The 24,000-nt window shown below is 71.4% G+C and carries 19 protein-coding genes; 10 read left to right on the forward strand and 9 right to left on the reverse strand.

The window, feature by feature from the left end:
• Positions 1–100 precede the first annotated feature (100 nt).
• Positions 101–364 carry a WhiB family transcriptional regulator gene (locus ACFWBF_RS03265; protein ID WP_003983763.1) on the reverse strand — a complete coding sequence of 88 codons (264 nt, stop codon included), beginning with the start codon at positions 362–364 and terminating at the stop codon, positions 101–103.
• 623 nt (positions 365–987) lie between these two features.
• Here ACFWBF_RS03265 and ACFWBF_RS03270 point away from each other — a divergent pair.
• The 3 genes from ACFWBF_RS03270 to ACFWBF_RS03280 are packed head-to-tail and all read left to right on the forward strand — an operon-like array spanning position 988 to position 3,810.
• Positions 988–1,506 carry a cysteine dioxygenase gene (locus ACFWBF_RS03270; protein ID WP_385594378.1) on the forward strand — a complete coding sequence of 173 codons (519 nt, stop codon included), beginning with the start codon at positions 988–990 and terminating at the stop codon, positions 1,504–1,506.
• A 28-nt stretch (positions 1,507–1,534) separates the two neighbouring features.
• Positions 1,535–2,494 carry a 2-phospho-L-lactate transferase gene (gene cofD, locus ACFWBF_RS03275; RefSeq protein WP_385594381.1) on the forward strand — a complete coding sequence of 320 codons (960 nt, stop codon included), beginning with the start codon at positions 1,535–1,537 and terminating at the stop codon, positions 2,492–2,494.
• On the forward strand, positions 2,491–3,810 hold the full coding sequence (locus ACFWBF_RS03280; RefSeq protein WP_385594385.1) for a coenzyme F420-0:L-glutamate ligase: 1,320 nt from the start codon (positions 2,491–2,493) through the stop codon (positions 3,808–3,810). The genes cofD and ACFWBF_RS03280 overlap by 4 nt, the downstream gene beginning before the upstream one ends.
• A gap of 45 nt (positions 3,811–3,855) precedes the next feature.
• Here ACFWBF_RS03280 and ACFWBF_RS03285 read toward each other — a convergent pair whose 3' ends face one another.
• Both ACFWBF_RS03285 and ACFWBF_RS03290 read right to left on the reverse strand, forming a co-directional pair.
• Positions 3,856–4,866: a DNA-3-methyladenine glycosylase family protein gene (locus ACFWBF_RS03285; protein WP_385594388.1), complete on the reverse strand. Its 1,011-nt coding sequence runs from the start codon at positions 4,864–4,866 to the stop codon at positions 3,856–3,858.
• A gap of 305 nt (positions 4,867–5,171) precedes the next feature.
• On the reverse strand, positions 5,172–6,566 hold the full coding sequence (locus tag ACFWBF_RS03290) for a peptidoglycan recognition protein (protein WP_385594390.1): 1,395 nt from the start codon (positions 6,564–6,566) through the stop codon (positions 5,172–5,174).
• A 139-nt stretch (positions 6,567–6,705) separates the two neighbouring features.
• Between ACFWBF_RS03290 and ACFWBF_RS03295 the strand changes: the two genes are divergently transcribed.
• The 4 genes from ACFWBF_RS03295 (at position 6,706) to ACFWBF_RS03310 (ending at position 12,655) form a co-directional block, all read left to right on the forward strand.
• A complete protein-coding gene (locus tag ACFWBF_RS03295) occupies positions 6,706–7,458 on the forward strand; it encodes a TIGR03089 family protein (protein WP_385594393.1) in 753 nt (250 codons plus the stop codon).
• Positions 7,459–7,652: 194 nt separating this feature from the next.
• Complete coding sequence (locus ACFWBF_RS03300; protein WP_385594396.1) at positions 7,653–8,882, forward strand: LCP family protein; 1,230 nt, start codon at positions 7,653–7,655, stop codon at positions 8,880–8,882.
• Between the two features lie 223 nt (positions 8,883–9,105).
• Positions 9,106–10,863 carry an LCP family protein gene (locus ACFWBF_RS03305; RefSeq protein WP_385594399.1) on the forward strand — a complete coding sequence of 586 codons (1,758 nt, stop codon included), beginning with the start codon at positions 9,106–9,108 and terminating at the stop codon, positions 10,861–10,863.
• 298 nt (positions 10,864–11,161) lie between these two features.
• A complete protein-coding gene (locus tag ACFWBF_RS03310) occupies positions 11,162–12,655 on the forward strand; it encodes an LCP family protein (protein ID WP_385594728.1) in 1,494 nt (497 codons plus the stop codon).
• Positions 12,656–12,736: 81 nt separating this feature from the next.
• On the opposite strand, the gene ACFWBF_RS03315 is transcribed toward ACFWBF_RS03310, so the two are convergent.
• The gene (locus ACFWBF_RS03315) at positions 12,737–13,762 is read right to left on the reverse strand and encodes a glycosyltransferase family 2 protein (RefSeq protein ID WP_385594401.1); all 1,026 of its coding nucleotides are present in this window, start codon (positions 13,760–13,762) and stop codon (positions 12,737–12,739) included.
• A 273-nt stretch (positions 13,763–14,035) separates the two neighbouring features.
• On the opposite strand from ACFWBF_RS03315, the gene ACFWBF_RS03320 reads away from it, so the two are divergent.
• Positions 14,036–15,418: an LCP family protein gene (locus tag ACFWBF_RS03320; RefSeq protein ID WP_385594731.1), complete on the forward strand. Its 1,383-nt coding sequence runs from the start codon at positions 14,036–14,038 to the stop codon at positions 15,416–15,418.
• Positions 15,419–15,457: 39 nt separating this feature from the next.
• On the opposite strand, the gene ACFWBF_RS03325 is transcribed toward ACFWBF_RS03320, so the two are convergent.
• A complete protein-coding gene (locus ACFWBF_RS03325; protein ID WP_385594404.1) occupies positions 15,458–16,000 on the reverse strand; it encodes an acyl-CoA thioesterase in 543 nt (180 codons plus the stop codon).
• Positions 16,001–16,106: 106 nt separating this feature from the next.
• Here ACFWBF_RS03325 and ACFWBF_RS03330 point away from each other — a divergent pair, with 106 nt between their 5' ends.
• Positions 16,107–17,438, forward strand: a complete 1,332-nt coding sequence (locus ACFWBF_RS03330; protein WP_385594407.1) for an LCP family protein — start codon at positions 16,107–16,109, stop codon at positions 17,436–17,438.
• A 93-nt stretch (positions 17,439–17,531) separates the two neighbouring features.
• On the opposite strand, the gene ACFWBF_RS03335 is transcribed toward ACFWBF_RS03330, so the two are convergent.
• From ACFWBF_RS03335 to ACFWBF_RS03345, 3 genes are all read right to left on the reverse strand, one after another.
• The gene (locus ACFWBF_RS03335) at positions 17,532–18,341 is read right to left on the reverse strand and encodes a polyprenol monophosphomannose synthase (RefSeq protein WP_385594734.1); all 810 of its coding nucleotides are present in this window, start codon (positions 18,339–18,341) and stop codon (positions 17,532–17,534) included.
• Between the two features lie 23 nt (positions 18,342–18,364).
• A complete protein-coding gene (locus ACFWBF_RS03340) occupies positions 18,365–19,447 on the reverse strand; it encodes a sugar phosphate nucleotidyltransferase (RefSeq protein WP_385594409.1) in 1,083 nt (360 codons plus the stop codon).
• A 119-nt stretch (positions 19,448–19,566) separates the two neighbouring features.
• Positions 19,567–20,916 carry an acyltransferase family protein gene (locus ACFWBF_RS03345; RefSeq protein ID WP_385594412.1) on the reverse strand — a complete coding sequence of 450 codons (1,350 nt, stop codon included), beginning with the start codon at positions 20,914–20,916 and terminating at the stop codon, positions 19,567–19,569.
• Between the two features lie 248 nt (positions 20,917–21,164).
• Here ACFWBF_RS03345 and ACFWBF_RS03350 point away from each other — a divergent pair, with 248 nt between their 5' ends.
• Positions 21,165–22,697 carry a glycosyltransferase family 39 protein gene (locus ACFWBF_RS03350; RefSeq protein ID WP_385594415.1) on the forward strand — a complete coding sequence of 511 codons (1,533 nt, stop codon included), beginning with the start codon at positions 21,165–21,167 and terminating at the stop codon, positions 22,695–22,697.
• A gap of 106 nt (positions 22,698–22,803) precedes the next feature.
• On the opposite strand, the gene ACFWBF_RS03355 is transcribed toward ACFWBF_RS03350, so the two are convergent.
• The gene (locus tag ACFWBF_RS03355; RefSeq protein WP_385594418.1) at positions 22,804–23,961 is read right to left on the reverse strand and encodes an acyl-CoA dehydrogenase family protein; all 1,158 of its coding nucleotides are present in this window, start codon (positions 23,959–23,961) and stop codon (positions 22,804–22,806) included.
• Positions 23,962–24,000: the final 39 nt, after the last annotated feature.

Below are 24,000 nucleotides of genomic sequence, written 5' to 3' on the forward strand. Positions count from 1 at the left end.
GCTTGCGGTGGTGCGGCCGGGCTTTCGGCTATGCCGTGCGCGGCGTTCGATATGTCATGGGATGTACCGTGGGCGCCGGGCAGTGAGCGCCGGGGCAGCTTCAGACCGCGGCCTTCTTCAGCCGGCGGCGCTCTCGTTCGGACAGGCCGCCCCAGATGCCGAATCGCTCGTCGTTGGCGAGGGCGTACTCCAGGCATTCGGAGCGGACTTCACAGGCCAGGCAGACCTTTTTGGCCTCGCGGGTGGAGCCGCCCTTCTCGGGAAAGAAGGACTCGGGGTCGGTCTGGGCGCACAGTGCGCGCTCCTGCCATCCGAGCTCCTCGTCCGCCTCCTCGACCAGCAGTTCCTGAAACAGCTCGGTCATGTGCGCCCCTCGCTCTGTCTGTGCGTCCCCGTGGTGTTGCCGTTACTCATAGCTACGTAACGACACGAGTGAAATTACAAGTGGGGGGCTCCGGCGCAGTCAAGCCGAGATCTGCTATTGGGCCCCTTATTCACTCTGCGGAACCAAGGCTATGCAGAAAGTGTTCATATCGCCAAAAATCGTGACACATGCCACGGGCACCACAAACGCCACTCCCACACCAGCAGCCGACGCGTCACCCTGTGGTGGGGTTCCGATCCGGCCGAAGAAGCGGTGCGGATCACATTTCGGCCACGAAGTGACGGTGCGACGAGGTGTGAAGCGCCAGTTCCCGGGTTCGGATTGCACAAACCTTTCTCCGGACACCGTAACCGGATGAGGTGAAACTTTTGCACCAAAACCGGACATTGAGTTGACAGTCCGACCCCCCACCGGGTCTCCTTGTTGCCATGTCAGTGACCGCAGCCACCTCCCGGACCCCCTTTCGTGGGTTCCTGTGGGCTGCCCAGGTTCGCTGTTGCTGTTGCGGCTGTTGATGCCTCCGGAGCTTCGGCTCCGCTGAGCTCCGGCCCGCCCCCACAGCAACCGCCGCACCACTGACATCCGTCGAGGACTCCCCCACGATGAACAGCACCCCCCTCACCGTCGAGAGCGACCTCCAGATCGCCGGCGACATCCTCTCCGTACAGCACCTCCTGCAGCCCGCCCGCGAACACCCGGCCACCGTCGCCGAGTTCGCGGGCCTCGCCCGCTCCATCGCCGAGAACCGCTCCGAGTGGGAGCACCTCGTCCGGTACGACGCCACCACCCGCTGGTACCACCGGCTGCGCACCGGCCCCGGCTACGAGGTCTGGCTGCTCAGCTGGGTCCCCGGCCAGGGCAGCGGCCTGCACGACCACGGCGCCTCCTCCGGTGTGCTGACCGTCCTGGAGGGCGAGCTCACCGAGAACACCCCGCACCCCGCCCGCGGACCGCTCACCCTGCGCGCCGGCTCCCAGCGCGTCTTCGCCCCCGGCTACGCCCACGAGGTCGTCAACGACACCCTCGACGGTGCGGTCAGCCTGCACGTGTACTTCCCCGGGCTGACCGAGATGCCGATGCACAACTGCTCCCCGGCCAGGCCGGAGGCCGTCTCCGTCTGACGGGGAGCGGCCTGACAGACTGCGCTGCATGCGCATTGTTGTTCTGGCCGGCGGCATCGGCGGCGCCCGTTTCCTCCGCGGCCTCAAGGCCGCGGTTCCCGACGCGGCCATCACGGTCATCGGCAACACCGGTGACGACATTCACCTGTTCGGGCTGAAGGTGTGCCCCGATCTGGACACGGTGATGTACACCCTCGGCGGTGGCATCAACGAGGACCAGGGCTGGGGCCGCACCGACGAGTCCTTCACCGTCAAGGAGGAACTCGCGGCGTACGGGGTCGGCCCCACCTGGTTCGGCCTCGGCGACCGCGACTTCGCCACCCACATCGTCCGTACGCAGATGATCGACGCCGGCTATCCGCTCAGCGCCGTCACCGAGGCGCTCTGCGACCGCTGGCAGCCCGGGGTCCGGCTGCTGCCCATGTCCGACGACCGCGTCGAGACGCACGTCGCGATCACCGACGCCGAGACCGGCGAACGCAGGGTCGTCCACTTCCAGGAGTACTGGGTCCGGATGCGCGCCGCGGTGGACGCGGAGGCCGTCGTACCCGTCGGCGCCGAACAGGCCAAGCCCGCGCCCGGCGTACTGGAGGCCATCGCGGCCGCCGACGTGATCATCTTCCCGCCGTCCAACCCCGTCGTCTCGGTCGGGACCATCCTGGCCGTCCCCGGCATCCGGGAGGCCGTCGCCGCCGCCCAGGCGCCCGTCGTGGGCCTCTCCCCCATCGTCGGGGGCGCCCCCGTACGCGGCATGGCCGACAAGGTGCTCGCCGCGGTCGGCGTCGAGTCCACCGCCGCCGCGGTCGCCCTGCACTACGGCACCGGGCTGCTCGACGGCTGGCTGGTCGACACCGCCGACGCGCGATCCGTCGCCGAGGTGGAGGCGGCCGGGATCACCTGCCGGGCGGTGCCGCTGATGATGACCGACCTGGCCGCCACCGCCGCGATGGCCCGGGCCGCGCTGGAGCTCGCGGAGGCCTCCCGGTGACCACCCCGCACGCCTCTCGCGAGGACACCCCCTCGTACGAGGTCCGGGCCGTCGGCAAGATCCCCGAGGTCCGCCCCGGCGACGACCTGGCGCGCCTGATCGCGGCCGCGGAGCCCGGCCTGCGGGACGGGGACGTCCTGCTGGTCACGTCGAAGATCGTCTCGAAGGCGGAGGGCCGGATCGTCCGGGCCGACTCGCGCGAGGATGCCATAGACGCGGAGACCGTACGGGTGGTCGCGCGGCGCGGGACCCTGCGCATCGTCGAGAACCGCCAGGGCCTGGTGATGGCCGCGGCCGGCGTGGACGCCTCGAACACGGCCCCCGGCACGGTGCTGCTGCTGCCCCAGGACCCGGACGCCTCGGCTCGGGCCATCCGGGCCGGGCTGCGGGACCTGCTGTCCGTGGACGTCGGGGTGGTGGTGACGGACACCTTCGGGCGGCCGTGGCGCACCGGGCTGACCGACGTCGCGATCGGCTCGGCCGGGGTACGGGTGCTGGACGACCTGCGCGGCGCCACGGACGCGCACGGCAACCCGCTGAGCGCGACCGTGGTGGCCACCGCGGACGAGCTGGCGGCCGCCGGGGACCTGGTCAAGGGCAAGGCCGCCGGGCTGCCGGTGGCGGTGGTGCGCGGGCTGGCCCACGTACTGGGCGAGGGGTCGACCGCGCGGGACCTGGTGCGCTCGCCCGCCGACGACATGTTCCGCCTGGGCACCTCGGAGGCCGTACGGGAGGCCGTGACGCAGCGCCGTACGGTACGGGCCTTCACCGCCGACCCGGTCGACCCGGGCGCCGTCCGCCGCGCGGTGGCGGCGGCCGTGACGGCCCCGGCCCCGCACCACACGACGCCGTGGCGGTTCGTCCTGCTGGAGTCGGCCGCGGCGCGGCTGGAGCTGCTGGACGCGATGCGGGACGCCTGGGTCGAGGACCTGCGGCGGGACGGCAAGTCGCCGCAGTCCATCGCGAAGCGGGTGCGGCGCGGCGACGTGCTGCGCGCCGCCCCGTACCTGGTGGTGCCGTGTCTGGTGACGGACGGGGCGCACGACTACGGGCACGCCCGCCGGGACGCGGCGGAGCGGGAGATGTTCGTGGTCGCGATGGGCGCGGGCGTACAGAACTTCCTGATCGCGCTGGCCGGGGAGCGGCTGGGGTCGGCGTGGGTGTCCTCGACGATGTTCTGCCGGGACGTCGTGCGCAAGGTGCTCGGGCTGCCGGACGACTGGGACCCGATGGGGGCGGTGGCCGTGGGTCACGCGGCCTCGCCGCCGGCGCAGCGGCCGGCGCGCGAGGCGGAGCAGTTCATCGAGGTGCGGTAGTCGCCGGCGCGGCCCTCGCCGGCGCGGCGCTCGCCGGCGCGGCGCTCAGAGCAGGCCGATGTCTCCGCGGGGCATCCGCGGGGCGCGGCGCGGCGGGGCGGCTCCGGCCAGCAGGATGAGGCGGGCGGCGCGGTGGCGCTGGCCTGCGTACGGGGCGAGGAGCTCCAGCATCGCGGCGTCGTCGGCGTCGCGGTCGCCGGCCAGCGCGTAGCCGACGATGCCCGGCAGGTGCAGGTCGCCGGTGGTGACGGCGTCGGGGGCGCCGTTGCTGCGCTGGAGGGTCTCGGCGGAGGTCCACGGGCCGATGCCGGGGACGGCCTCCAGGCGGGCGGTCGCCTCGGGGAGCTCCATGGCCGCGGCCTCCTCCAGGCGGTTCGCGACGCGGGCGGCCCGGACGATGGCGGCGGAACGCTTGGCGTCGACGCCGGCCTTGTGCCAGTCCCAGGAGGGGATCAGGGCCCAGGTGCGGGGGTCCGGCATCACGTACAGGTCCTGCGGGGCCGGGCCCGGGCCCGGCGCGGGCTCGCCGTACTGGCGCACCAGGCGGCGCCAGGCACGGTACGCCTCGTCGGCCGTGACCTTCTGCTCCAGCACGGTGGGGATCAGGGATTCCAGGACCAGGCCGGTACGGGTCAGCCGCAGGCCCGGGCGGCGGCGGTGGCTGGCGTGCACGAGGCGGTGGCGCGGGACGAAGGCGGCGGGGTCGTCGCCCGCCCCGAGCAGGGCGGGCAGTCCGTCGAGGAGCCAGTCGGCGCCCGGGCCCCAGGCTTCGGCGTACACCGTGGTCGTGTGGGCGGCGACACGGATCGTGGCGGGGCCGGCGGGGGTCTGGGCGCCCCGCCAGACCGAGCCGTCGGGGGTGGTGCGGAAGGTCGGGTCGCCGGGGCCGCGCCTGAGGGGGCCGAGGGTGAGGCCGAGGTCCAGCGGGCCGTCGGGGGTCCAGGTGCGGGACTTGGCGCCGGCGTCGGCGCCGGCCGTGTGGCCGCTGCCGCGGGGTACGACGGTGCGGCCGCCGCGGGCGGCGGTGCGGGTGAGGGGGTCGAAACGGCCGGCCATGCCTTTGAGCGTAGCCCGCCGAGCCGGGGCACCCGGTGGCTCCGCCCCGGACCCCGGGTGCCCCGGCCCGGCGGCATCAGCCGAAATCCGGCCCGGCCGGTGTTGGAGGCGCGGGGCTCCGGGGGCGGAGCACTGGTGCTGTGGCCAGTGCTGTGGCCGGAAAGGTTCACCGCGTCGCGGCGCCCGGCACGGCACCTCGCCGCGTTGTCGGACCGCGCAAGTACGTCCAGTACGAGACACGGTCCCCCGCCTTGCGACGCACCGCACCGGACACCGCGCCCCGGCAAACCTTCCCGGCCACAGCACTAGCGGCCCTGGAGCTTCGCCGACGAGGTGCGGGTCGGGGGGAGCAGGCTGTAGAGCCGCTTGCCCGGGCATTCCGTCGCGAAGCCGTCGCGGTGGCCCGAGATGACGTTCATCGACACGTTCTTGCCCTTGGGGTACCGGTTGCCGCCGCCCGACTTCAGGGTCGTCTTCGCCCGCGGGTCCGCCCCGAAGAGGCCCAGCTTCCACGCGGTCAGCCGCGCCACCGCGTCCACCGCCGCCGCCGGCGGGGCCGTGGAGGTGAACGAGCCGATCACCGCGACGCCCATGCTGTCCGTGTTGAACCCCATGGTGTGCGCGCCCATCACCGGCTTGGCGACCCCGCCCGCGCGCCCCTCGTACACGGTGCCGCACTTGTCGACGGCGAAGTTGTAGCCGATGTCCCGCCACCCGCTGCTGATCACGTGGTAGCGGTAGAGGCTGCGCAGCACCGCCGGGGCGTCCTTGCAGGCGTAGTTGTTGCCGGAGGCGGTGTGGTGGACGAAGGCCGCCTTGACCGTGTTCGTGTAGACGAAGCCCTTCTCGCGCAGTTCCTCGTCCGCGCCCCACCCCTTGCGGGTGACGATGCGCGGGCGCGGCCCGATGTACGGGCGCCCGGCCGCTTCGAGCGTGTCGTCGGCGAGCACGGCGTCGGCGGTCGAGTCGGCCTTGTCGAGCGCGGGGATCTCGTTCGCGCCGAGCGGGGCCATCGGGACGTTGGCGGCGGAGGACTCCGCCATCTCCATCGTCATGCCGGGCAGCAGTCCGATCTCGCCCTTGTCGTCGCCCGTCGGCGTGCCGTTCTTGCCGTCGGGCGCCGTCGGCTGCCCGCCCGTCGCGCCGGGGTCGACGAGCTCGATGCGCATGCCCGACGGCAGGCGCGCGGCGGCACGGTTGCTCCCGGGTTCCGCCTGGACGCGGACCTCCACGCCGTCGGACTCGCCCACCCACAGCGGGGCGGTGCTGCCGCGGACCTTGTCGGAGCCGCCTTCCGGTGTGCCGGGGTCGGCGGCGTGCTCGCTGTTGTGGGTCTCGACGTCCTGCCAGTCGGACCAGGTCGCGGTCCGCGCGGAGCGGGTACGGACCTGGACCCGGCCGAACAGCTCGGTGCCGGCGTCGTCCCAGACGACACCGATCAGGGAGAACGTCTTGACCTCGCGGGCGGTCAGGCCCCGCGCCTCGGGCAGGCGGGGCGAGGTGCTCATGCCGGGGACGCCGGGGGACCGCTCCGCGGCCGGTCCCAACGGGGCGAGTGGCAGTGACTGGGTGGACCCGGGGACCACCGGGGCGACCGTCGCCGTGGCAGGGGTGGCAAGGGCCGGAGTGGGGAGCACGAGCGGCAGGGCCAGTGCGGCTGCCGTCGCGACGCCGATCGAGGAAGCAAGGAATCCACGCATGGAAAGGATGCTGAGGACTCCCGGCGGCGGGCGCCATCCGAAAACTGACACACCGTCTGATCACTCCGCCGTACGCCTACCCCGTACGGGGGACCGTGCTGCCGCCGTACGAGGGAGGGGCCCGCGTAGGCTCGGGTCCGTGAACGCCACTGACCGCACCCCTGCCGACCTGCTGCGATCCGCGCTCGCCGCCGATCCGGGCCGCCCCCTGGTCACCTTCTACGACGACGCCACGGGCGAGCGCGTCGAATTGTCCGTCGCCACCTTCGCCAATTGGGTGGCCAAGACCGCCAATCTGCTGCAGGGCGACCTGGGCGCCGAGCCGGGCGACCGGCTCGCGCTGCTGCTCCCGGCGCACTGGCAGAGCGCCGTGTGGCTGCTCGCCTGCGCCTCGGTCGGGGTGGTGGCCGAGGTGGGCGGGGATCCGGCCGGCGCCGACCTCGTCGTGACCGGCCCCGACACCCTGGAGGAGGCCGCCGCGTGCACGGGCGAGCGGGTCGCGCTCGCACTGCGGCCGCTGGGCGGGCGCTTCCCGCAGCCGCCCGCCGGGTTCGCGGACTACGCGGTGGAGGTGCCGGGGCAGGGTGACCGCTTCGCGCCCTTCGCGCCGGTCGACGCGGACGGGCCGGGGCTGGTGGTCCGGGGCGAGGAGCTCTCGTACGCACGGATCTGCGAGCGGGCCCGCGAGGACGCGGTGAAGCTCGGCCTCGGGGAGGGTTCGCGGGTGCTGTCCGGGCTCGGCTACGACACCTGGGAGGGGCTCTCGGCCGGGCTGTTCGCCGCGCTGGCCACGGGCGGCTCGGTGGTCCTGTGCCGCAACCCGGACGGGCTGTCGGCGGAGGGTCTGGCGCACCGGATCGAGAGCGAGCGCGTGACCCACACCGCCCGCTAGTCCGTCACCCGGACCGCGTAGTGGCCGTCACCCACTCCGCCCAACAGCGACAACGGGCGATTTGTCACCCACATGGCCCTGTACAGGGCCCTGCCCCCGGGCCGCTCCGGCCGCCCGGGGGCAGGATCGGCAGGAGCCGTACCCACTCGTACGGCTGTCGTGCCACGCCGGTGAGGTGAGGGGACGGTACGCGAGTGAGGGACAGCGCGGGCATACCGGGCGGCACCGAAGCTGCCGGAGGCACTCCCAAGCCTCCGCGCAGCCGTCGGCGCCGGCTGCTGCGCTGGATCACCCTCGGGCTGGCCCTGCTGGTCCTGGCCGGGGCTGCCGCCGGCTGGTGGCTCTACACCAAGCTCGACGGGAACATCACCGAGGACGCCTCGGCCGCCGCCGAGCTGCGGCGCTACGAGCGGGAACGCCCGGTGCACCTCGCGGGCGGCGCGCAGAACATCCTGCTGATCGGCTCCGACACGCGCTCCGGCCGGGAGAACGCCCGCTACGGGCAGGACCGGGGCACCCAGCGCTCGGACACCACGATCCTGCTGCACCTGCCGGCGGACCGCAGGAGCGCGACGGCGGTTTCGATACCCCGGGACCTGATGACGGAGATACCGAGCTGCCTGGGGGCGGACGGAGAGCGTACGGTGCAGCGGACGGCGCAGTTCAACTGGGCGTACCAGTGGGGCGGGGCCGCCTGCACGATCCGTACGGTGGAGAAGCTGACCGGGATCCGGGTCGACCACCACATGGTGCTGGACTTCGGCGGCTTCAAGAAGATGGTCGACGCCGTCGGCGGGGTCGAGATCTGCCTCAAGCAGCCGGTGGACGACTCGGAGGCCAAGCTGAAGCTGCCGGCCGGCCGCCAGACGCTCCAGGGCGAGCAGGCGCTCGGCTTCGTCAGGGCCCGCTACAGCCTGGGCAACGGCAGCGACACGGAGCGGATGGAGCGCCAGCAGCAGTTCCTCGGCTCGCTCGTCAAGAAGGTGCAGAGCAACGGGGTGCTGCTGAACCCGGCGCGGCTCTATCCGCTGCTGGACGCGGCGACCTCCTCGGTGACCACGGACCCGGGGCTGGCCTCGCTGCGCGGCCTGTACGAACTCGTACGGGGCGTAAGGGACATACCGACCGACCAGGTCAAGTTCCTGACGGTGCCGCGCCGCCCGTACGCCGGCGACCCGAACCGCGACGAGCTGCTGGAGCCGGACGCGACCCGGCTGTTCGGCCAACTGCGGGCCGACATGCCGGTGACGGTGACCCCGCCCGAACCCGAACCCGAGCCCGAGCCCCAGCCCGAGCCGCAGCCGCAGCCCGCGACCGAGGTCACGGCAGGCGAGGACGGAAGCCGCAGCCCCTCCGCCCCCGCCACCCCCACCCCGGCCCCCACCTTCCCGGGCACCACGGCCGCCACCGCGGACTGCCGGTAAAGCAATCCCAAAAGCCGGACGCCGAACGAGCTGCTTGAGGTGATTGGCCCGTTATAAGGGGAGTGGAATTTGTCACCAGCATGGTTTGCGGCTGACCTGGCCGGATAAGGTGAGCGATCCGGTGCACCGGACAGCGAAGACGCCGTGCACCAGTAGCCGGATCGTTGACCGGGCGCCTGGGGGGAGGCGCGTCGCGAAGCACCGACGGAGGATTCGAGCAACCGTGGATGCGCAAAGCCGTGGGCGGGCCGACGAGATCGACCCCGCAGACCAGTGGGTGCTCAATCCCCGCACAGGCAACTACGAACTGCGACTGGACAGCTCCGCTGGGCAAGCGTCGGCGCCCGGCGCCACCCCCCGCAAAGCCCCTTCGCCCCAGGCCCCGCGCCAGGTCGCGCGCCGCGGCTCCCCCGCGCTGGCGCCCACGACCCCGTCCCCCGCGGTCCCCGGGCCGCGGCGCGGTGACGGGCCGCCCGACGGAGGCCGGCGCGGCGGGCGTCCACGCAAGGGCGGTGGCGGCGGCCGGAAGAAGGCGCTGGTCATCACCGGTGGCACGCTGGCGTTCCTGCTGGTCGGCGGCTCGGTCGCGGCGTACCTCTACTACGAGCACCTCAACGGCAACCTGAACGTCACCGACGTCGGTGACGCGGGCACGAGCGGCGGCTTCAAGAAGGACCAGGCGATCAACATCCTGGTCATCGGCACCGACAAGCGCAGCGGCGAGGGCAACGAGGGCTACGGGGACGCCGGCAGCGTCGGGCACGCCGACACCACGATCCTCTTCCACGTCGCCAAGGACCGCTCCAACGCGACCGCGCTGTCCATCCCCCGCGACCTGATCACCAACGTCCCGGCCTGCCCGACGAAGCAGCTGGACGGTACGACGAAGAACGTTCCCGCCGAGCACGGCGTGCGCTTCAACACCAGCCTCGGCCAGGGGGGCCGGGACCCGGGCTGCACCATGCGTACGGTCAAGGAGATCACCGGGATCCAGGTCGACCACTTCATGATGGCCGACTTCAACGCGGTGAAGAACCTGAGCACGGCGGTCGGCGGGGTGCCCGTCTGTGTGGAGAAGGCCGTCGACGACAAGGACTCCCAGCTGAAGCTGACGGCGGGCGAGCACCGGCTGGAGGGCGAGCAGGCGCTGGCCTTCGTACGGACCCGGCACGCCTTCGGCAACGAGAGCGACCTCGACCGCATCAAGACCCAGCAGCAGTTCCTCGGCTCGATGATGCGCGAGATGAAGTCGAAGCAGACGCTGACCAGTCCGAAGAAGTTCTTCTCCCTCGCGGAAGCGGCCACCAAATCGCTGAGCGTGGACACCGGCATAGGGTCGATCGACAAACTCACGGATCTCGCCGGTGAGTTGAAGGACATCGACCTCAAGAACATCACCTTCACCACACTTCCCGTTCTCGACAATCCGGCGGAGAAGGTCAAGGCCACCGTCGTGATCAATTCGGCGCAGGCGGATCCGCTGCTCCAGATGATCCGCGGGGACGTCTCGCTGACGGAAGTCGAGCAGAAGGAGCAGGCCGCCAAGGACGCGGCCGACGCGGACGCGAAGAACAAGCAGGACGCCCTGATGCAGGGCGACCGCGCGCCCGCCAAGGACGTACGGGTGGACATCTACAACGGCGGCGGCCCGGCGGGCTCCGCCTCCGGCACCCTGACCTGGCTGCAGAACACCAAGGGTGTACCGAAGGCCAGCAACCTGGGCAATGCCCGGGCCAAGGTCGACACCACGCAGCTGGAGTACGCGCCCAACCAGGCCGCCCAGGCCAGGGCGTTGGCGGACATGATGGGTCTGCCGGCCTCGGCTTTGAAGATGGGCACGGCGGACGCCGCCCCGAAGACCCCGATGAAGCTGACGCTCGGCGGCGACTTCAAGGGGGCCGGGGTGTCCCAGACCGCTCCGCAGCAGGCGCCGGAGGGCGTCCAGCGGGTCGAGGCCGACAAGGCGATCTGCGCCAAGTGACCGGCCGGGGGGCCGGCCTGCGACCATGATCGCCAAGCAGGGCCGGCACGGGCCGGCCCGTCAGACGACCGACACACAGGGAATTCAAGGGGGGGTACGCGTGAGGCACAGCAGCGTGCGAGGGGAGGGGGCGCCCGCACAGGGCGCCGGCGGCATATCCGGCGGCGGCTCGGACACCTCCGGCACCGTACCCTCACCGAGGAGCGGTTCCGGGCACGGGCGCCGGGGCGGTGGCGGTGGACGCCGGGGTGGCGGCAGCGGTGGTGGCCGTCCGGCCCGGCGGGGCAGGCGGCGCGTGCTGCGCTGGGTCGCTTCGGTGCTGGCGTTCCTCATACTCGGGACGGCGGCGGCCGGTTACCTCTACTACCGCCACCTCAACGCCAACATCCGCAGCGGCCAGCGCCTGAGCGGTGACAGCGGGGTCGCCAGGACCGAGGCCGACGCCGCGGGCCGGCGCCCGATCAACATCCTGATGCTCGGCTCCGACATCCGCGACGAGGCGAACGCGAAACTCGGCGGCGGCTGGGACAACATCGGCGGACCCGCGCGGGCCGACGTGCAGATGCTGATCCACATCTCCGCCGACCGGAAGAACGCCTCGGTCACCTCCGTTCCGCGCGACACCATCGTGGACATCCCGGAGTGCACCGATCCCAAGACCGGCGCGAAGTTCAAAGCCACCAAGACGATGATCAACGAGAGCCTCGCGAATGGTGGTCCCGGCTGCACCCTGGCCACCTGGGAGAAGCTGACCAACGTCTACATCGACCACTGGATGATGATCGACTTCACCGGTGTCGTGAGCATGGCCGACGCCATCGGCGGCGTCGACGTCTGCGTCAACCAGAACGTCTTCGACCAGTCGGAGCCCGGGTCGGGGACGGGCGGTTCCGGCCTGAAGCTCAAGGCGGGCACCACCAAGATCCAGGGCGAGCAGGCGCTCCAGTGGCTGCGCACCCGGCACGCCTTCGGCAGCGACATGGGCCGGGCCAAGGCCCAGCACATGTACATGAACTCGATGATGCGCGGGCTCAAGAGCCAGAACGCCTTCACCGACATCCCCCGCCTCACGGGCCTGGCGGAGGCGGCGACGAAGTCGCTGAAGGTGTCGGAGGAGATCGGGTCGGTCAAGAAGCTCCTCGACCTCGGCCTCGCGCTCAAGGACGTACCGGTCAACCGCATCACGATGGCCACGATTCCGGTGCTGGAAGCCCCGGGGGACAAGAACCGGGTGGTCGTCAACCCCCCGGACGCCGAGAAGATGTGGACGATGCTCCGCAAGGACGTCGCCATGGACTCCAACGGCGCCCCGGCCGAGAGCGGCAAGCCCGGTGCGGGCAGTTCCCCGTCGCCGACCCCCGAGGCCGCCAAGGCCCCGCCCACCGACCCGGCGAAGATCGCCGTGCAGGTGGTCAACGGCACGGGTGTCGGGGCTGCGCCGGTGGGCAAGCGGGCCACGGCCATCACCGGCCAGCTGGTCTCCAAGGGGTTCGCGCTGGCCAAGGCGGACAGCGCGCTCACCCCGGAGAAGACCACGATCGTCCGCTACGCCACGGACGCCCAGGCGGCCGACGCGCAGAGCGTGGCGGCGGCCCTCGGGATTCCGGCCGGGTCGGTACAGAAGGCCGCCGGGGCCACCAGGATCACCCTCGTGGTGGGCGCGGACTGGCGGGAAGGCAACGTCTACCCGCAGCAGCCCGCGCCCGAGGCCGGCGCGGTCCCGGAGTCGGCCGACATCCTCAACGGCACGGACACCAGCTGCATGGACATCTACAAGTTCTACCGCTGGTGAGCTGAGCCGGCACGGGTCGTGCGAAAGGGGTGCCCCGGTCCGACGAGGACCGGGACACCCCTTTCGTGTGCGTACGGAAGCTCAGAGCTCGGCGGGGTCCCGGCGCACCGACGGACGGCGGCTCGCGATCACCTTGGCGGCCAGCGAGCGCGGGCTGGTCAGGAAGCCGAAGCCCCAGCACATGTGCATCGTCGCCAGGGCGACCGGGATCTGCGCCCGGGCCTTGAGCGAGAGCCCCTTGCCCGCCGGGACCGACCCGGCTGTGATCGCCGCGAGGTAGCCGGCCGGGACCGCGAAGGCCCACGGGGTGACGGCCGCGCCGACGACCACACCGGCCGCGATCGCGCAGACGGCGGCCGGCGGGGCGAGGTAGCGCAGGTTGATGGAGCCCGAGTGGTAGCGGGCCACCACGTGGCGCCAGCGCCCGTAGTCCTTGTACTGCTTGGCCAGCGCCCGTACGGAGGGCCGCGGGCGGTACTGGACCTTCAGCTCGGGCGAGAACCAGATCAGGCCGCCGGCCTCGCGGATGCGGAAGTTCAGCTCCCAGTCCTGGGCGCGGATGAACTCCTCGTTGTATCCGCCCTGCTGCTCCAGCGCCTCTCGGCGGAAGACGCCGAGGTAGACGGTCTCGGCGGGGCCGGCCTGGCCGCCCGTGTGGAAGGCCGCGTTGCCGACGCCGATCTTCGAGGTCATCGCGGCGGCGACGGCGTCCTCCCAGGCGTTCTCGCCCTCGGCGTGCATGATGCCGCCGACGTTCTGCGCGCCGGTCTCCTCCAGGAGGCGGACCGCGGTGGCGATGTAGTTCGGGGAGAGCATGCCGTGGCCGTCGACGCGCACCACGACGGGGTGGCGCGAGGCCTTGATGGCGGCGTTGAGGGCGGCCGGCGTGCGGCCGGTGGGGTTGGGCACGGTGTGGACGCGGGGGTCGGTGCGTACGAGCTCGGCGGCGATCTCGTCGGTGCGGTCCGTGGACGGCCCCAGCGCGATCACCACCTCCATCTCGCCTGCGTACTCCTGTCCGAGGATGTGGCGGACGGAGTCACGCAGGTGGCGCTCCTCGTTGAGCACCGGCATGATCACCGAGACTGCGGGCTGCTGCGCGGGCATGTGGTCCTTCAAGGTCGGGTATCGGTGTCACGTTACCGCGTACGGGGGAAACGGGTGCGCGGCGGACGAGCGGTACGGACAGAGGCTGATCGTATGGGCCTACTGTTCTGACGAATCAGCCGAATGTGACCTGCTGCCCTGCTGCCCCGCGGAGGTGTCCCCGTGCCCCAGCCGCACCGTCCCACCCGCCCCGCCAGGCCACCGCAGCGCGCACAGCACCTGACGGGGGTCGGCGGTCCGGACCGGCGACGGGCGGACACGCCCCGGTGGGGGGTGCGGATCGCGGCCGGGCTCTCGGTGGTGGTGCTGGGCTCCGGGGCGATCGGGCACGCCGTGATGACCGGACTGGACACCGGCATCGAGCGGGTGGACCCGTTCAAGGACATGAAGAACCGCCCGCAAGCCGGGCACGGGGTGAACTTCCTGCTGGTCGGCACCGACGGCCGCGAGAAGATCACCGCCGAGGAGAAGCGCGAGTACCGCCTGGGCGGTGCGCCCTGCCACTGCACCGACACGATCATGCTCGTGCACATCTCCGCCGACAAGGAGCGGGCGAGCGTGGTCTCCCTCCCCCGCGACAGCTACGCCGAGGTCCCCGCCCACCAGGACCTGGTCACCGGCAAGGCGCACAAGCCGCACCCCGTGAAGCTGAACGCGGCGTACGCCGAGGGCGGGCCCAACCTGACCGTGCGCACCGTGGAGAACATGACCCGGGTGAAGATCGACCACTACCTGGAAGTCGACTTCACCAGCTTCATGAAGACGGTCGACGCGATGGGCGGCGTGGAGATCTGCACCGCCAAGACCATGCGCGACGCGAACACGGGTCTCGACCTGCTGCCGGGCACCCACCGGCTGAGCGGTGGTCAGGCCCTGCAGTACGTGCGCTCGCGCCATGTGGACGGCGCCTCCGACATCGGCCGGATGCAGCGCCAGCAGCGGTTCATCGCCGCCCTGATCCACCAGTCCACCAGTGGTGGCGTGCTGCTCAACCCGGTGAAGTTCAAGGAGCTCAGCTCCACGCTGCTCGGCTCCGTGCGGGCCGACAAGGGCTTCGGATCGGAGCAGATGCTGGCGCTCGGGCAGGCGATGCGGGACTTCACGCCGTCCTCGTCGGAGTTCGCCTCGGTGCCGATCGGCGATCCGTCCTTCCCGGTCAAGAGCATCGGCTCCACGGTGAAGTGGGACGAGCCGAAGGCCGCGAAGCTCTTCGAGGCGCTGCGCGACGACCGCCCGCTGGCCCCGGCCGCGCCCGGCCGGCCCGCGCGGCCGCAGTCGGCGGTGCCGGTGGACGTGGCCCCGCAGCAGGTCCGGGTGCAGGTGGAGAACGGGACCCGGATCGACGGGCTGGGCGGCCGGGTGGACTCGGCGCTGCGCGCCACCGGCTTCGACACCACCGGGGCTCCAGGCAACGGCGCCAGCCGTGACGTCAAGCGCACGGTGATCACGTACGACCCCCGCTGGGACCGGTCGGCCCGTACGGTCTCCGCGGCGCTGCCGGGCAGCGAGCTGCGCGCCGTCGCGGGCCAGGGCCGCACGGTGGTGGTGGTCGCGGGCGCCGACTACACCAAGGTGGTGGCGGTGCGCGGGGAGGACCCGTACCAGGGCGGCGCGACGTCGGTGATCACCGGCGACCAGGTGGTCTGCGGGCGGTAGCCGGGGAAGCGGCCGGGGAAGCGGCCGGCCCCGCGGGGCCTACTCCGCCCCGTCGAAGCCCTCGGCGGCCCGGCGTTCGCGCAGCTCCGTGATCGCCCGGCGGCGGGCCAGGCGGTGGGTGCGGCGGATCTGGGCCTCCTGGTAGCGCCGCTCGTCCTGCTCGGTCTCCGGGATCACGGGCGGGACCGTACGGGGCTTGCCTTCGGCGTCGACCGCCGCGAAGACGAGGTAGGCGCTGCCGACCTGGGTGGCGGGGGTGGACTCGTTCCACCGCTCCGCGAGGACCCGTACGCCGATCTCCATGGAGGAGCGGCCGGTCCAGTTGCACTGGGCCTTGACGTGAACCAGGTCGCCGACCCGGACGGGCGCCAGGAAGGCCATCTCGTCCATCGAGGCGGTGACCGCGGGGCCGCCGGAGTGGCGGCCGGCCACTGCGCCCGCGGCGTCGTCCACCAGCTTCATGATCACACCGCCGTGCACCGTGCCGAGGAGGTTGGTGTCGTTGGCGGTCATGATGTGGCTGAGGGTGGTGCGGGAGGCCGAGATCGGCTTGCCCGGCGTCTCGCCAGGTATGTCTGTCATACGGCCACCTTAAGTGCCTCGCCGAGGCATCAGCTCTGCAACAGCACCGGTACGAACAGCCGCCCGGACTGTCGGCCGACACGCCGGGCCAGGCATTCTTGGGCACATGAGTGACAGGGACGGGTGGAACGGCGACCGCGAGGACCGCGGCCGCCGCGATGACGGGTACGGACGCGGCAGCGACCGGGCGCAGCCGGAGGGCGCGCAGCGGATGCGGCACGTCCAGCGGCCGCAGCCGCAGCAGCAGCCCCCGCGCCCCGCGGTCCCGCCGCCCGCCCGGCGGCCCGGGACGCCGCCCGCACCGGGGGTGCCCCCGCAGCAGGCGCAGAGCCACGACACGTACGGCGGCTACGACAGCGGCTACAACACCGGCCAGGTCTACGGGTCCCCCGCGGGGCCCGGCGGGCCCGCGCAGCCGCCTTCGGGGCCCGGGGGTCCGGGGCGGACGCCCGGGCCGGCGCCGGACTGGCGCAAGCGGATCAAGATCGGCTCGATCGTGCTGGTCTCCGCGCTGCTGGTGACCACGGTCTCCACCTACTTCTGGGCCGACTCCAAGGTGCGCCGGGAGGTGGACCTCTCCAAGGTGATCGAGCGGCCGAAGGAAGGGGACTGCACGACGTACCTGATCGTGGGCTCCGACAGCCGCGAGGGCATGTCCGACGAGGAGAAGAAGAAGCTCCACACGGGCTCGGCCGAGGGCAAGCGGACCGACTCGATGATGATCCTCGCGAAGTGCTCCAGCGGGAACACGATGGTCTCGCTGCCGCGCGACTCGGATGTGGAGATCCCCTCCTTCGTCGGGTCCGAGTCGGGCAAGAAGTTCCCGGGCACGGGCAAGCGGACCAAGCTCAACGCGGCGTACGCGGAGGACGGCCCGGAGCTGCTGGTGCGGACGGTGGAGTTCAACACCGGTCTGCGCATCGACCACTACGCCGAGATCGGTTTCGCCGGCTTCGCGGGCATCGTGGACTCGCTCGGCGGGGTGGAGCTCGACATCGAGCAGGGCTTCAAGGACGAGAAGTCGGGCGCCGACTTCAAGGCCGGCAAGCAGACCCTGAACGGCGAGCAGTCACTGGCCTTCGTACGGACCCGGTACGCCTTCGCCGAGTCCGACCTCCAGCGGACCAAGAACCAGCAGAAGTTCCTGTCGGCCCTCGCCAGTCAGGCGGCCACCCCGTCCACGGTCCTCAACCCGTTCACGCTGTACCCGATGCTGGGCGCGGGCCTGGACACGCTCATCGTGGACAAGGACATGGGCCTGTGGGACATGGGTCAGATGTTCTTCGCGATGAAGGGTGTCAACGGCGGTGACGGCGTCTCGATGAACATGCCGATCTCCGGGCAGCGCGGCGGGAACCTCGTCTGGGACAAGGCGAAGGTGCAGCAGTTGGTGAAGCAGATCCAGAACGACGAGAAGGTCACCGTCCGCGGCAACTGACCCGCGGGCGGGGTACGGGAAAGGGGCACCCCCGAGGGGGTGCCCCTTTCCCGTGGCCTGCGTCGTGTACGTCGTGTACGTGGCCTGCGCGGGTCAGCGCTTGCCGGCGCGGGCGCGCAGCTTCCACGGCATCGCCACGGACTCCAGCTGGACCGCGAGGTTCATCTTGGACTCGCCGACGGTGCGGTCCTCGAAGTGGATCGGGACCTCCATCACCGGGAAGTCGCGGCGCAGCGCCTTGAACTTCATCTCCACCTGGAAGCTGTAGCCCGCACTGCCGACCGACGCCAGGTCGATGGCGCGCAGCGCCTCGGCGCTCCACAGGTTGAAGCCGCCCGTGATGTCGCGGACGCGGGTGCCCAGGATGCTGCTCGCGTAGGCGTTGGCCCAGCGGGAGAGCAGCTTGCGGTGGGCGCCCCAGGCGTCGGACAGGGTGCCGCCGGGGACGTAGCGGCTGCCGACGACGAGGCCGGCGCCGGTGGACAGGGCCACGCCCAGCATCTCGGCGATCTTGCCGGCCGGGTGCGAGCCGTCCGCGTCCATCTGGAGGACGTAGTGGGCACCGTCCTCGACGGCCTTGGTCATGCCGGCGGCGTAGGCGCGGCCGAGGCCGTCCTTCGCGGTGCGGTGCAGGACGGACATGCGCGGCTTGCCGTCCTCGGTGACGAAGCCCTGCGCGAGCTCGTCGGCGATCTTGCCGGTGCCGTCGGGCGAGGAGTCGTCGACGATCAGCAGGCGCAGGCCCGGCTGGTCGAGGCCCATGAGCAGCTCCACCATGCCCGGCAGGTTGCCCGCCTCGTTGTACGTGGGCATGACCACGGTGAGCGGCGTGTGCGCCCAGGCGTCGGGGAGCTTCGTGGTGGCGACGTCGGTCGCGCGGGGAGTCTGCTGCTCGCCTATCACAGGCTGTGCCTCACTGAAGTTGGTCAACGGTCAGAGGAGAAGCGGACGGCGGCGGCGGGCAGTTCAGCCTCGCACCACACCCGCACCCCTGCGCGAAGTTCGTTGTCAGCACCTACGACGGCGCCGTCACCGATGACCGCGCCGTTCACCACCGTGCGCGAGCCCACCGAGGCGCCGGCGCCGATGAGGCTGGCGCTCACGTGCGTGTCCGGGCCGATGGTCGCACCGTCCAGCACGATGGAGCCCTGGACGACCGCGCCCGATTCGATGCGGGCGCCGGCGCCCACCACGGTACCGCCCGAAAGCTTGGCTCCGTCCGCCACGTGGGCGCCCGGCAGGACGAGGGACTCGCCGCGGGGGCCGGGGACGGCCGGGGAGGAGACGACGCCGCGCACCAGGTCGGCGGAGGCCTGGACGAAGGACTCCGGCTTGCCGAGGTCCAGCCAGTAGGTGTTCTCGGTGACACCGTGCAGCTTGGCACCGGAGGCGAGGAGGCCGGGGAAGGTCTCGCGCTCGACGGAGACGGGGCGGCCGGCCGGGATGGAGTCGATCACGCTGCGGCGGAAGACGTAGCAGCCGGCGTTGATCTGGTCGGTGACGATCTCCTCGGGGGTCTGCGGCTTCTCGGTGAAGGCCAGCACCCGCCCCTCGGAGTCGGTGGGCACCAGGCCGAAGGCGCGCGGGTCCTCGACGCGCACCAGGTGCAGGGAGACGTCGGCGTCGGCCGTCTGGTGGGACTCGACCAGGCCGGCGATGTCCAGGCCGGTGAGGATGTCGCCGTTGAAGACGAGGACGGGGGAGTCCGGGCCGCCGGTCAGGCGCTGCGCGGCGTTGCGGATCGCGCCGCCGGTGCCCAGCGGCTCGTCCTCGACGACGTATTCGAGGGTGAGGCCGAAGTCGGATCCGTCGCCGAAGTAGGGCTCGAAGACCTCGGCGAGGTAGCACGTGGCCATCACGACGTGCGTGACGCCGGCGGCAGCGGCCCTGGCTATCTGGTGGGCGAGGAACGGGACTCCGGCGGCCGGGACCATCGGCTTGGGGGTGTTCACCGTCACGGGGCGCAGTCGCGTCCCCTGCCCACCGACCAGCAGGATCGCTTCCGTCATTGTTCTTCTCCCCAACCGGTTCAGGCGTACGAAGGTTCAAATTTAGCCCATGTGAGGGCGTGCGCAGGCCGGTGGGCGGCGGCCCGGGACCCGTCCGGGGCCCGGCCGCCGCCCCCTCGCTAGGCGCGGTGCGAAGCCGGTGTCGGGCTTTGCGCGGGGTCCTGCGCCGAACGCGTCGCGCCCCGCGCGGACTTGCGTTCCAGGGCCTTGAGCACGCGCTTGCCGAGGCGCTGGCCCGGCAGTTCCACGAGGCGGTAGGTGAGGTGACTCAGGAGGAGGACCAGCACCATGAAGACGAGGCTGGGGATGAACTTGCCGGGGCCGGTCTCCGGGAGGCCCGCGTCGTCCAGCATCCAGTGCACTCCGTGGAGCACGGGGACGTGCACGACGTACACCGAGTAGCTGATCGCGCCGAGCCAGGTGAGCACCCGCGGGAACCTGCGGTTGCGCAGCAGCATGCCGATGCCGAAGGTCGCCCACGCCGCGAGGAAGGGGAGCACGAAACCCTTCCAGCCCTCGGTCCAGGTCCCGAAGCGGGCCGGTCCGCGGTTGTACATGTAGCCGGCGGCCAGACCTGCGATCAGGACGAAGGCGCAGCACCACACCCCGAGGAGCCGGTCGATCTGGCCGGCCTGGATCCGGTAGATCGCGGTGCCCGCGAACATCGTGGCGAAGATCAGCATGGTCTCGAAGAAGGGGGCCCGGGCGTTGCCGAGGATCAGCACGAGGCCCAGTCCGCCGAGGATGAGCGCACCGAGGCGGGTCAGGTCCGTACGGCCGCTGAGCACGCAGGCCATCGCCATGACCACGACGATGGCGCAGGCGAGGATGAGGTTTCGGGTGCTGACCTTGTCGACGGTGATCAGGTTCGAGCCGACGGCGGCTCCGAGCAGGAGTGCCAGCGCGCCGAAGGCCAGCGAGATCTGGGCGCTCAGGCGGTGGCGGCCGAGCACGAACAGGGCGGTGACGAAGAAGTAGAAGACCATCTCGTAGGAGAGGGTCCACATGACGCCGATCGCGCTCGGGATGTTGAGCATCTCGTGCAGCAGCAGCGTGTTGGCCAGGGCGGACCGGAACGGGTGGTCGGTCACGACGCTCGGCACCGCGGAGTGCGCGGTGGGCAGGATGAACAGCGAGGCGACGATGACGACGATGAGGAGCGGGTAGATCCGGAAGAGCCGGCCGATCCAGAATCCCCGCACGTCGCCGCGGCGTTCGAGCGACGCCGGCACGATGTATCCGCTGACGAGGAAGAACAAGATGACGGCGTAGATGCCGAGGTCGAAGTTCCTGTGGAAGAAATGGCCGCCGGGTATGAGGTAGAGCACCCTGAAGTGGTGCACCGCCACGAGCAGCGCCGCGATCCCCCGGAGGGCATCAAGCCACCCCAGCCGTACCACTGGCCGGTCGGCGGCTGTATCGCTGATGCCTGCGGGCCGGTTCGCCGGCCGCTGTTCAATTACCGTCACAGCAAAGGAGGCTAACCCAGAAAGGTTAACCTCTATTAATCCGGGTGCCGACACGGCCCCGACGAGCCATCGTACTCCACTCGTTACCTTCCGGGCGCCGGGTGCGCCGCCCGCCGCGTCACCCGCCCCGGGCCATGGGCAATCGGCGACGCGGCCGGGCCATACTGATATGGGCTCCGCGAGTGTTTACGCCCCCACGGACCCGTCATGACCACAGCAGCAACACAGATGTCGAGAGGCTTGCCTTGATGAGCGCCAGCAGGGTCAGCAGCAGTGCTCAACCGCTGACTGGTACGGGGCCTGCCGACCCCTCGGCGTCCTCCGGGGACGGCCCGGGGACGGGCGCGCTCGCACGCGCGGCGCGTCTCGTGTGGCTGTGGCCGGCGCTGTTGACCCTTGCATTCGGTCTTTTCCGCAGTGGCCGCCTCGAGCTCTGGCGCGACGAGCTGGCCACCTGGAACGCCATCGACCGCAGCCGGGGCGAACTGCTCGACCTGCTCGGCAACGTCGACGCGGTCACCGGGGTCTACTACCTGTTCATCCAGCAGTGGACCGCGCTGTTCGGTCACTCGCTGGTGATGCTGCGGCTGCCGTCGGCGCTGGCGATGGCCGGTGCGGCCGCCTTCGTGGCGCTGACCGCCCGCAAGCTGTTCGACACGCGTACCGCCCTGGCGGCCGGGGTGCTGTTCGCGCTGATCCCCTCGGTCTCGCGCTACGCGCAGGAGGCCCGCGGCTATGCGTTCGTGGTGCTCGCCGTGGCCGCCGCGACGTTCCTGCTGCTGCGCGCGATGGAACGGCCGACCACCGGGCGCTGGGCGCTCTACGCGGTCAGTGTCTGCGTGGCCGGGCTCTTCCACATGATTTCGCTGGTGTTCCTGGGAAGCCATGCCCTGATCATCCTGATGCGCTGGCGGAGCGGGCGCGAGCGACGGCTCCTGTCCGGTTTCGCGCTGTCGGTCGTCGCCGCGCTGATTCCCGCAATTCCGCTCGTGGTCCTGGGCCGGCGCCAGGTGGGGCGGCAGCTGGACTGGCTGAACAGGCCCACCCTGCAGTACGTCGCGGACCACTTCTGGCGCGGTCTGTTCGGCTCGACCTGGGTCAGCCTGTGCTTCCTCGCGCTGTCCGTCCTGCCGCTGGCCTGGCACCGGGGACGGCGCCCGGCCTACGAGATCGGGCTCGTCGCCGTCCTGCCGATCGTCATGCTGTGGATCATCTCGCAGGGCAGCACGGCGTACTTCCTCGACCGCTACCTGCTCTTCACCCTGCCGGCGTGGGCCGTGCTGGCGGCCGCCGGGCTGAGCGCGCTGCGTCCCCGGGCGTTCCTGGCCCTGGGCCTGGTGGCCATGCTCGTCCTCGGCCTCAACGGCCAGCGCATCATCCGCAAGCCCTTCTCGCGGGAGAACTTCGACGCCAAGTCGGCAGCCGCGGTCATCGCCGAGGGCTACAAGCCGGGCGACGGCGTCGCACCGCTCCGGGGACACGCGGTCTTCCTGCAGTACAACATCGCCCTCGACTACTACCTGCCCGACGACGTGCACCTCAAGGACGTCTTCGTCGCGCGCAGCGCCGTGGAACGCGGGGACCTCTACCCGGAGTTGTGCAAGGACCCGGCCGCCTGCATCGGCGATCTGCGCAGGGTGTGGGTCGTGACCGAGGGCTCGGCCGACAGCAACCCGTTCAGCGGCTTCTCGCCGGCCCAGACGAAGGCCCTGGCATCGGCGTTCCCCAAGCGGACGGTGACCGGTGTCCCCGGGATGACCGTGACCCTGCTGGAGCGGTAGCCGGACGGATCGGACGGGCCGCGGACGGCGCCCCGACGCGAAAACGCTCGGCCGGGATTCCCGGCCGAGCGTTTTGCGTGGTGCGCGGAGCAGGTACGGGGCCTCGCTACGGCAGGTTCCTCGCCATGACGATGCGCTGGACCTGATTCGTTCCTTCGTAAATCTGCGTGATCTTGGCGTCGCGCATCATGCGCTCCACCGGGTAGTCACGGGTGTAGCCGTAGCCGCCGAGGAGCTGGACGGCGTCGGTGGTGACCTCCATGGCCACGTCCGAGGCGAAGCACTTGGCGGCGGCGCCGAAGAAGGTCAGGTCGCCGTCGACGCGCTGGGACTTGGCGGCGGCCGCGTACGTGAGCTGGCGGGCGGCCTCGATCTTCATGGCCATGTCCGCGAGCATGAACTGCACGCCCTGGAAGTCGCCGATCGGCTTGCCGAACTGCTTGCGCTCCTGGACGTAGCCCTTGGCGTAGTCCAGGGCGCCCTGTGCGATGCCGAGCGCCTGGGCGGCGATCGTGATGCGGGTGTGGTCCAGGGTCTTCATCGCGGTGGCGAAGCCGGTGCCCTCGGCGCCGATCATGCGGTCGGCGGGGATCCGGACGTTGTCGAGGTAGACCTCGCGCGTCGGGGAGCCCTTGATGCCGAGCTTCTTCTCCGGGGCGCCGAAGGAGACACCCTCGTCCGACTTCTCGACCACGAAGGCCGAGATGCCCTTGGAGCGCTTCTCGGGGTCGGTGACGGCCATGACCGTGTAGTACTCGGAGACGCCCGCGTTGGTGATCCAGCGCTTGACGCCGTTGAGCACCCAGAAGTCCCCGTCGCGCACGGCGCGGGTCTTCATGCCCGCCGCGTCGGAGCCCGCGTCGGGCTCGGAGAGCGCGTACGAGAACATCGCGTCGCCCTTGGCGAGGGGGCCGAGGTACTTGGCCTTGAGCTCCTCGGAGCCGGAGAGGATCACCGGGAGCGAGCCGAGCTTGTTGACGGCCGGGATGAGGGAGGAGGAGGCGCAGACGCGGGCCACCTCCTCGATCACGATCACGGTGGCGAGGGCGTCGGCGCCCGCGCCGCCGTAGGTCTCGGGCACGTGGACGGCGTGCAGGTCGCTGGCGACCAGGGCGTCGAGGGCCTCCTGCGGGAAGCGGGACTCCTCGTCGACCGCGGCGGCGAACGGCAGGATCTTCGCCTCGGCGAGCGAGCGGACCGACTCGCGGAGCATGTCGTGCTCCTCGGCCGGGCGGTACAGGTCGAAGTCGGCAGAACCCGCCAAGATCTCTCACTCCCCAGGGTGATGCGTGATGCTAACTAC

The organism is Streptomyces sp. NPDC060028, assembly GCF_042736725.1.
Classification (GTDB): domain Bacteria; phylum Actinomycetota; class Actinomycetes; order Streptomycetales; family Streptomycetaceae; genus Streptomyces.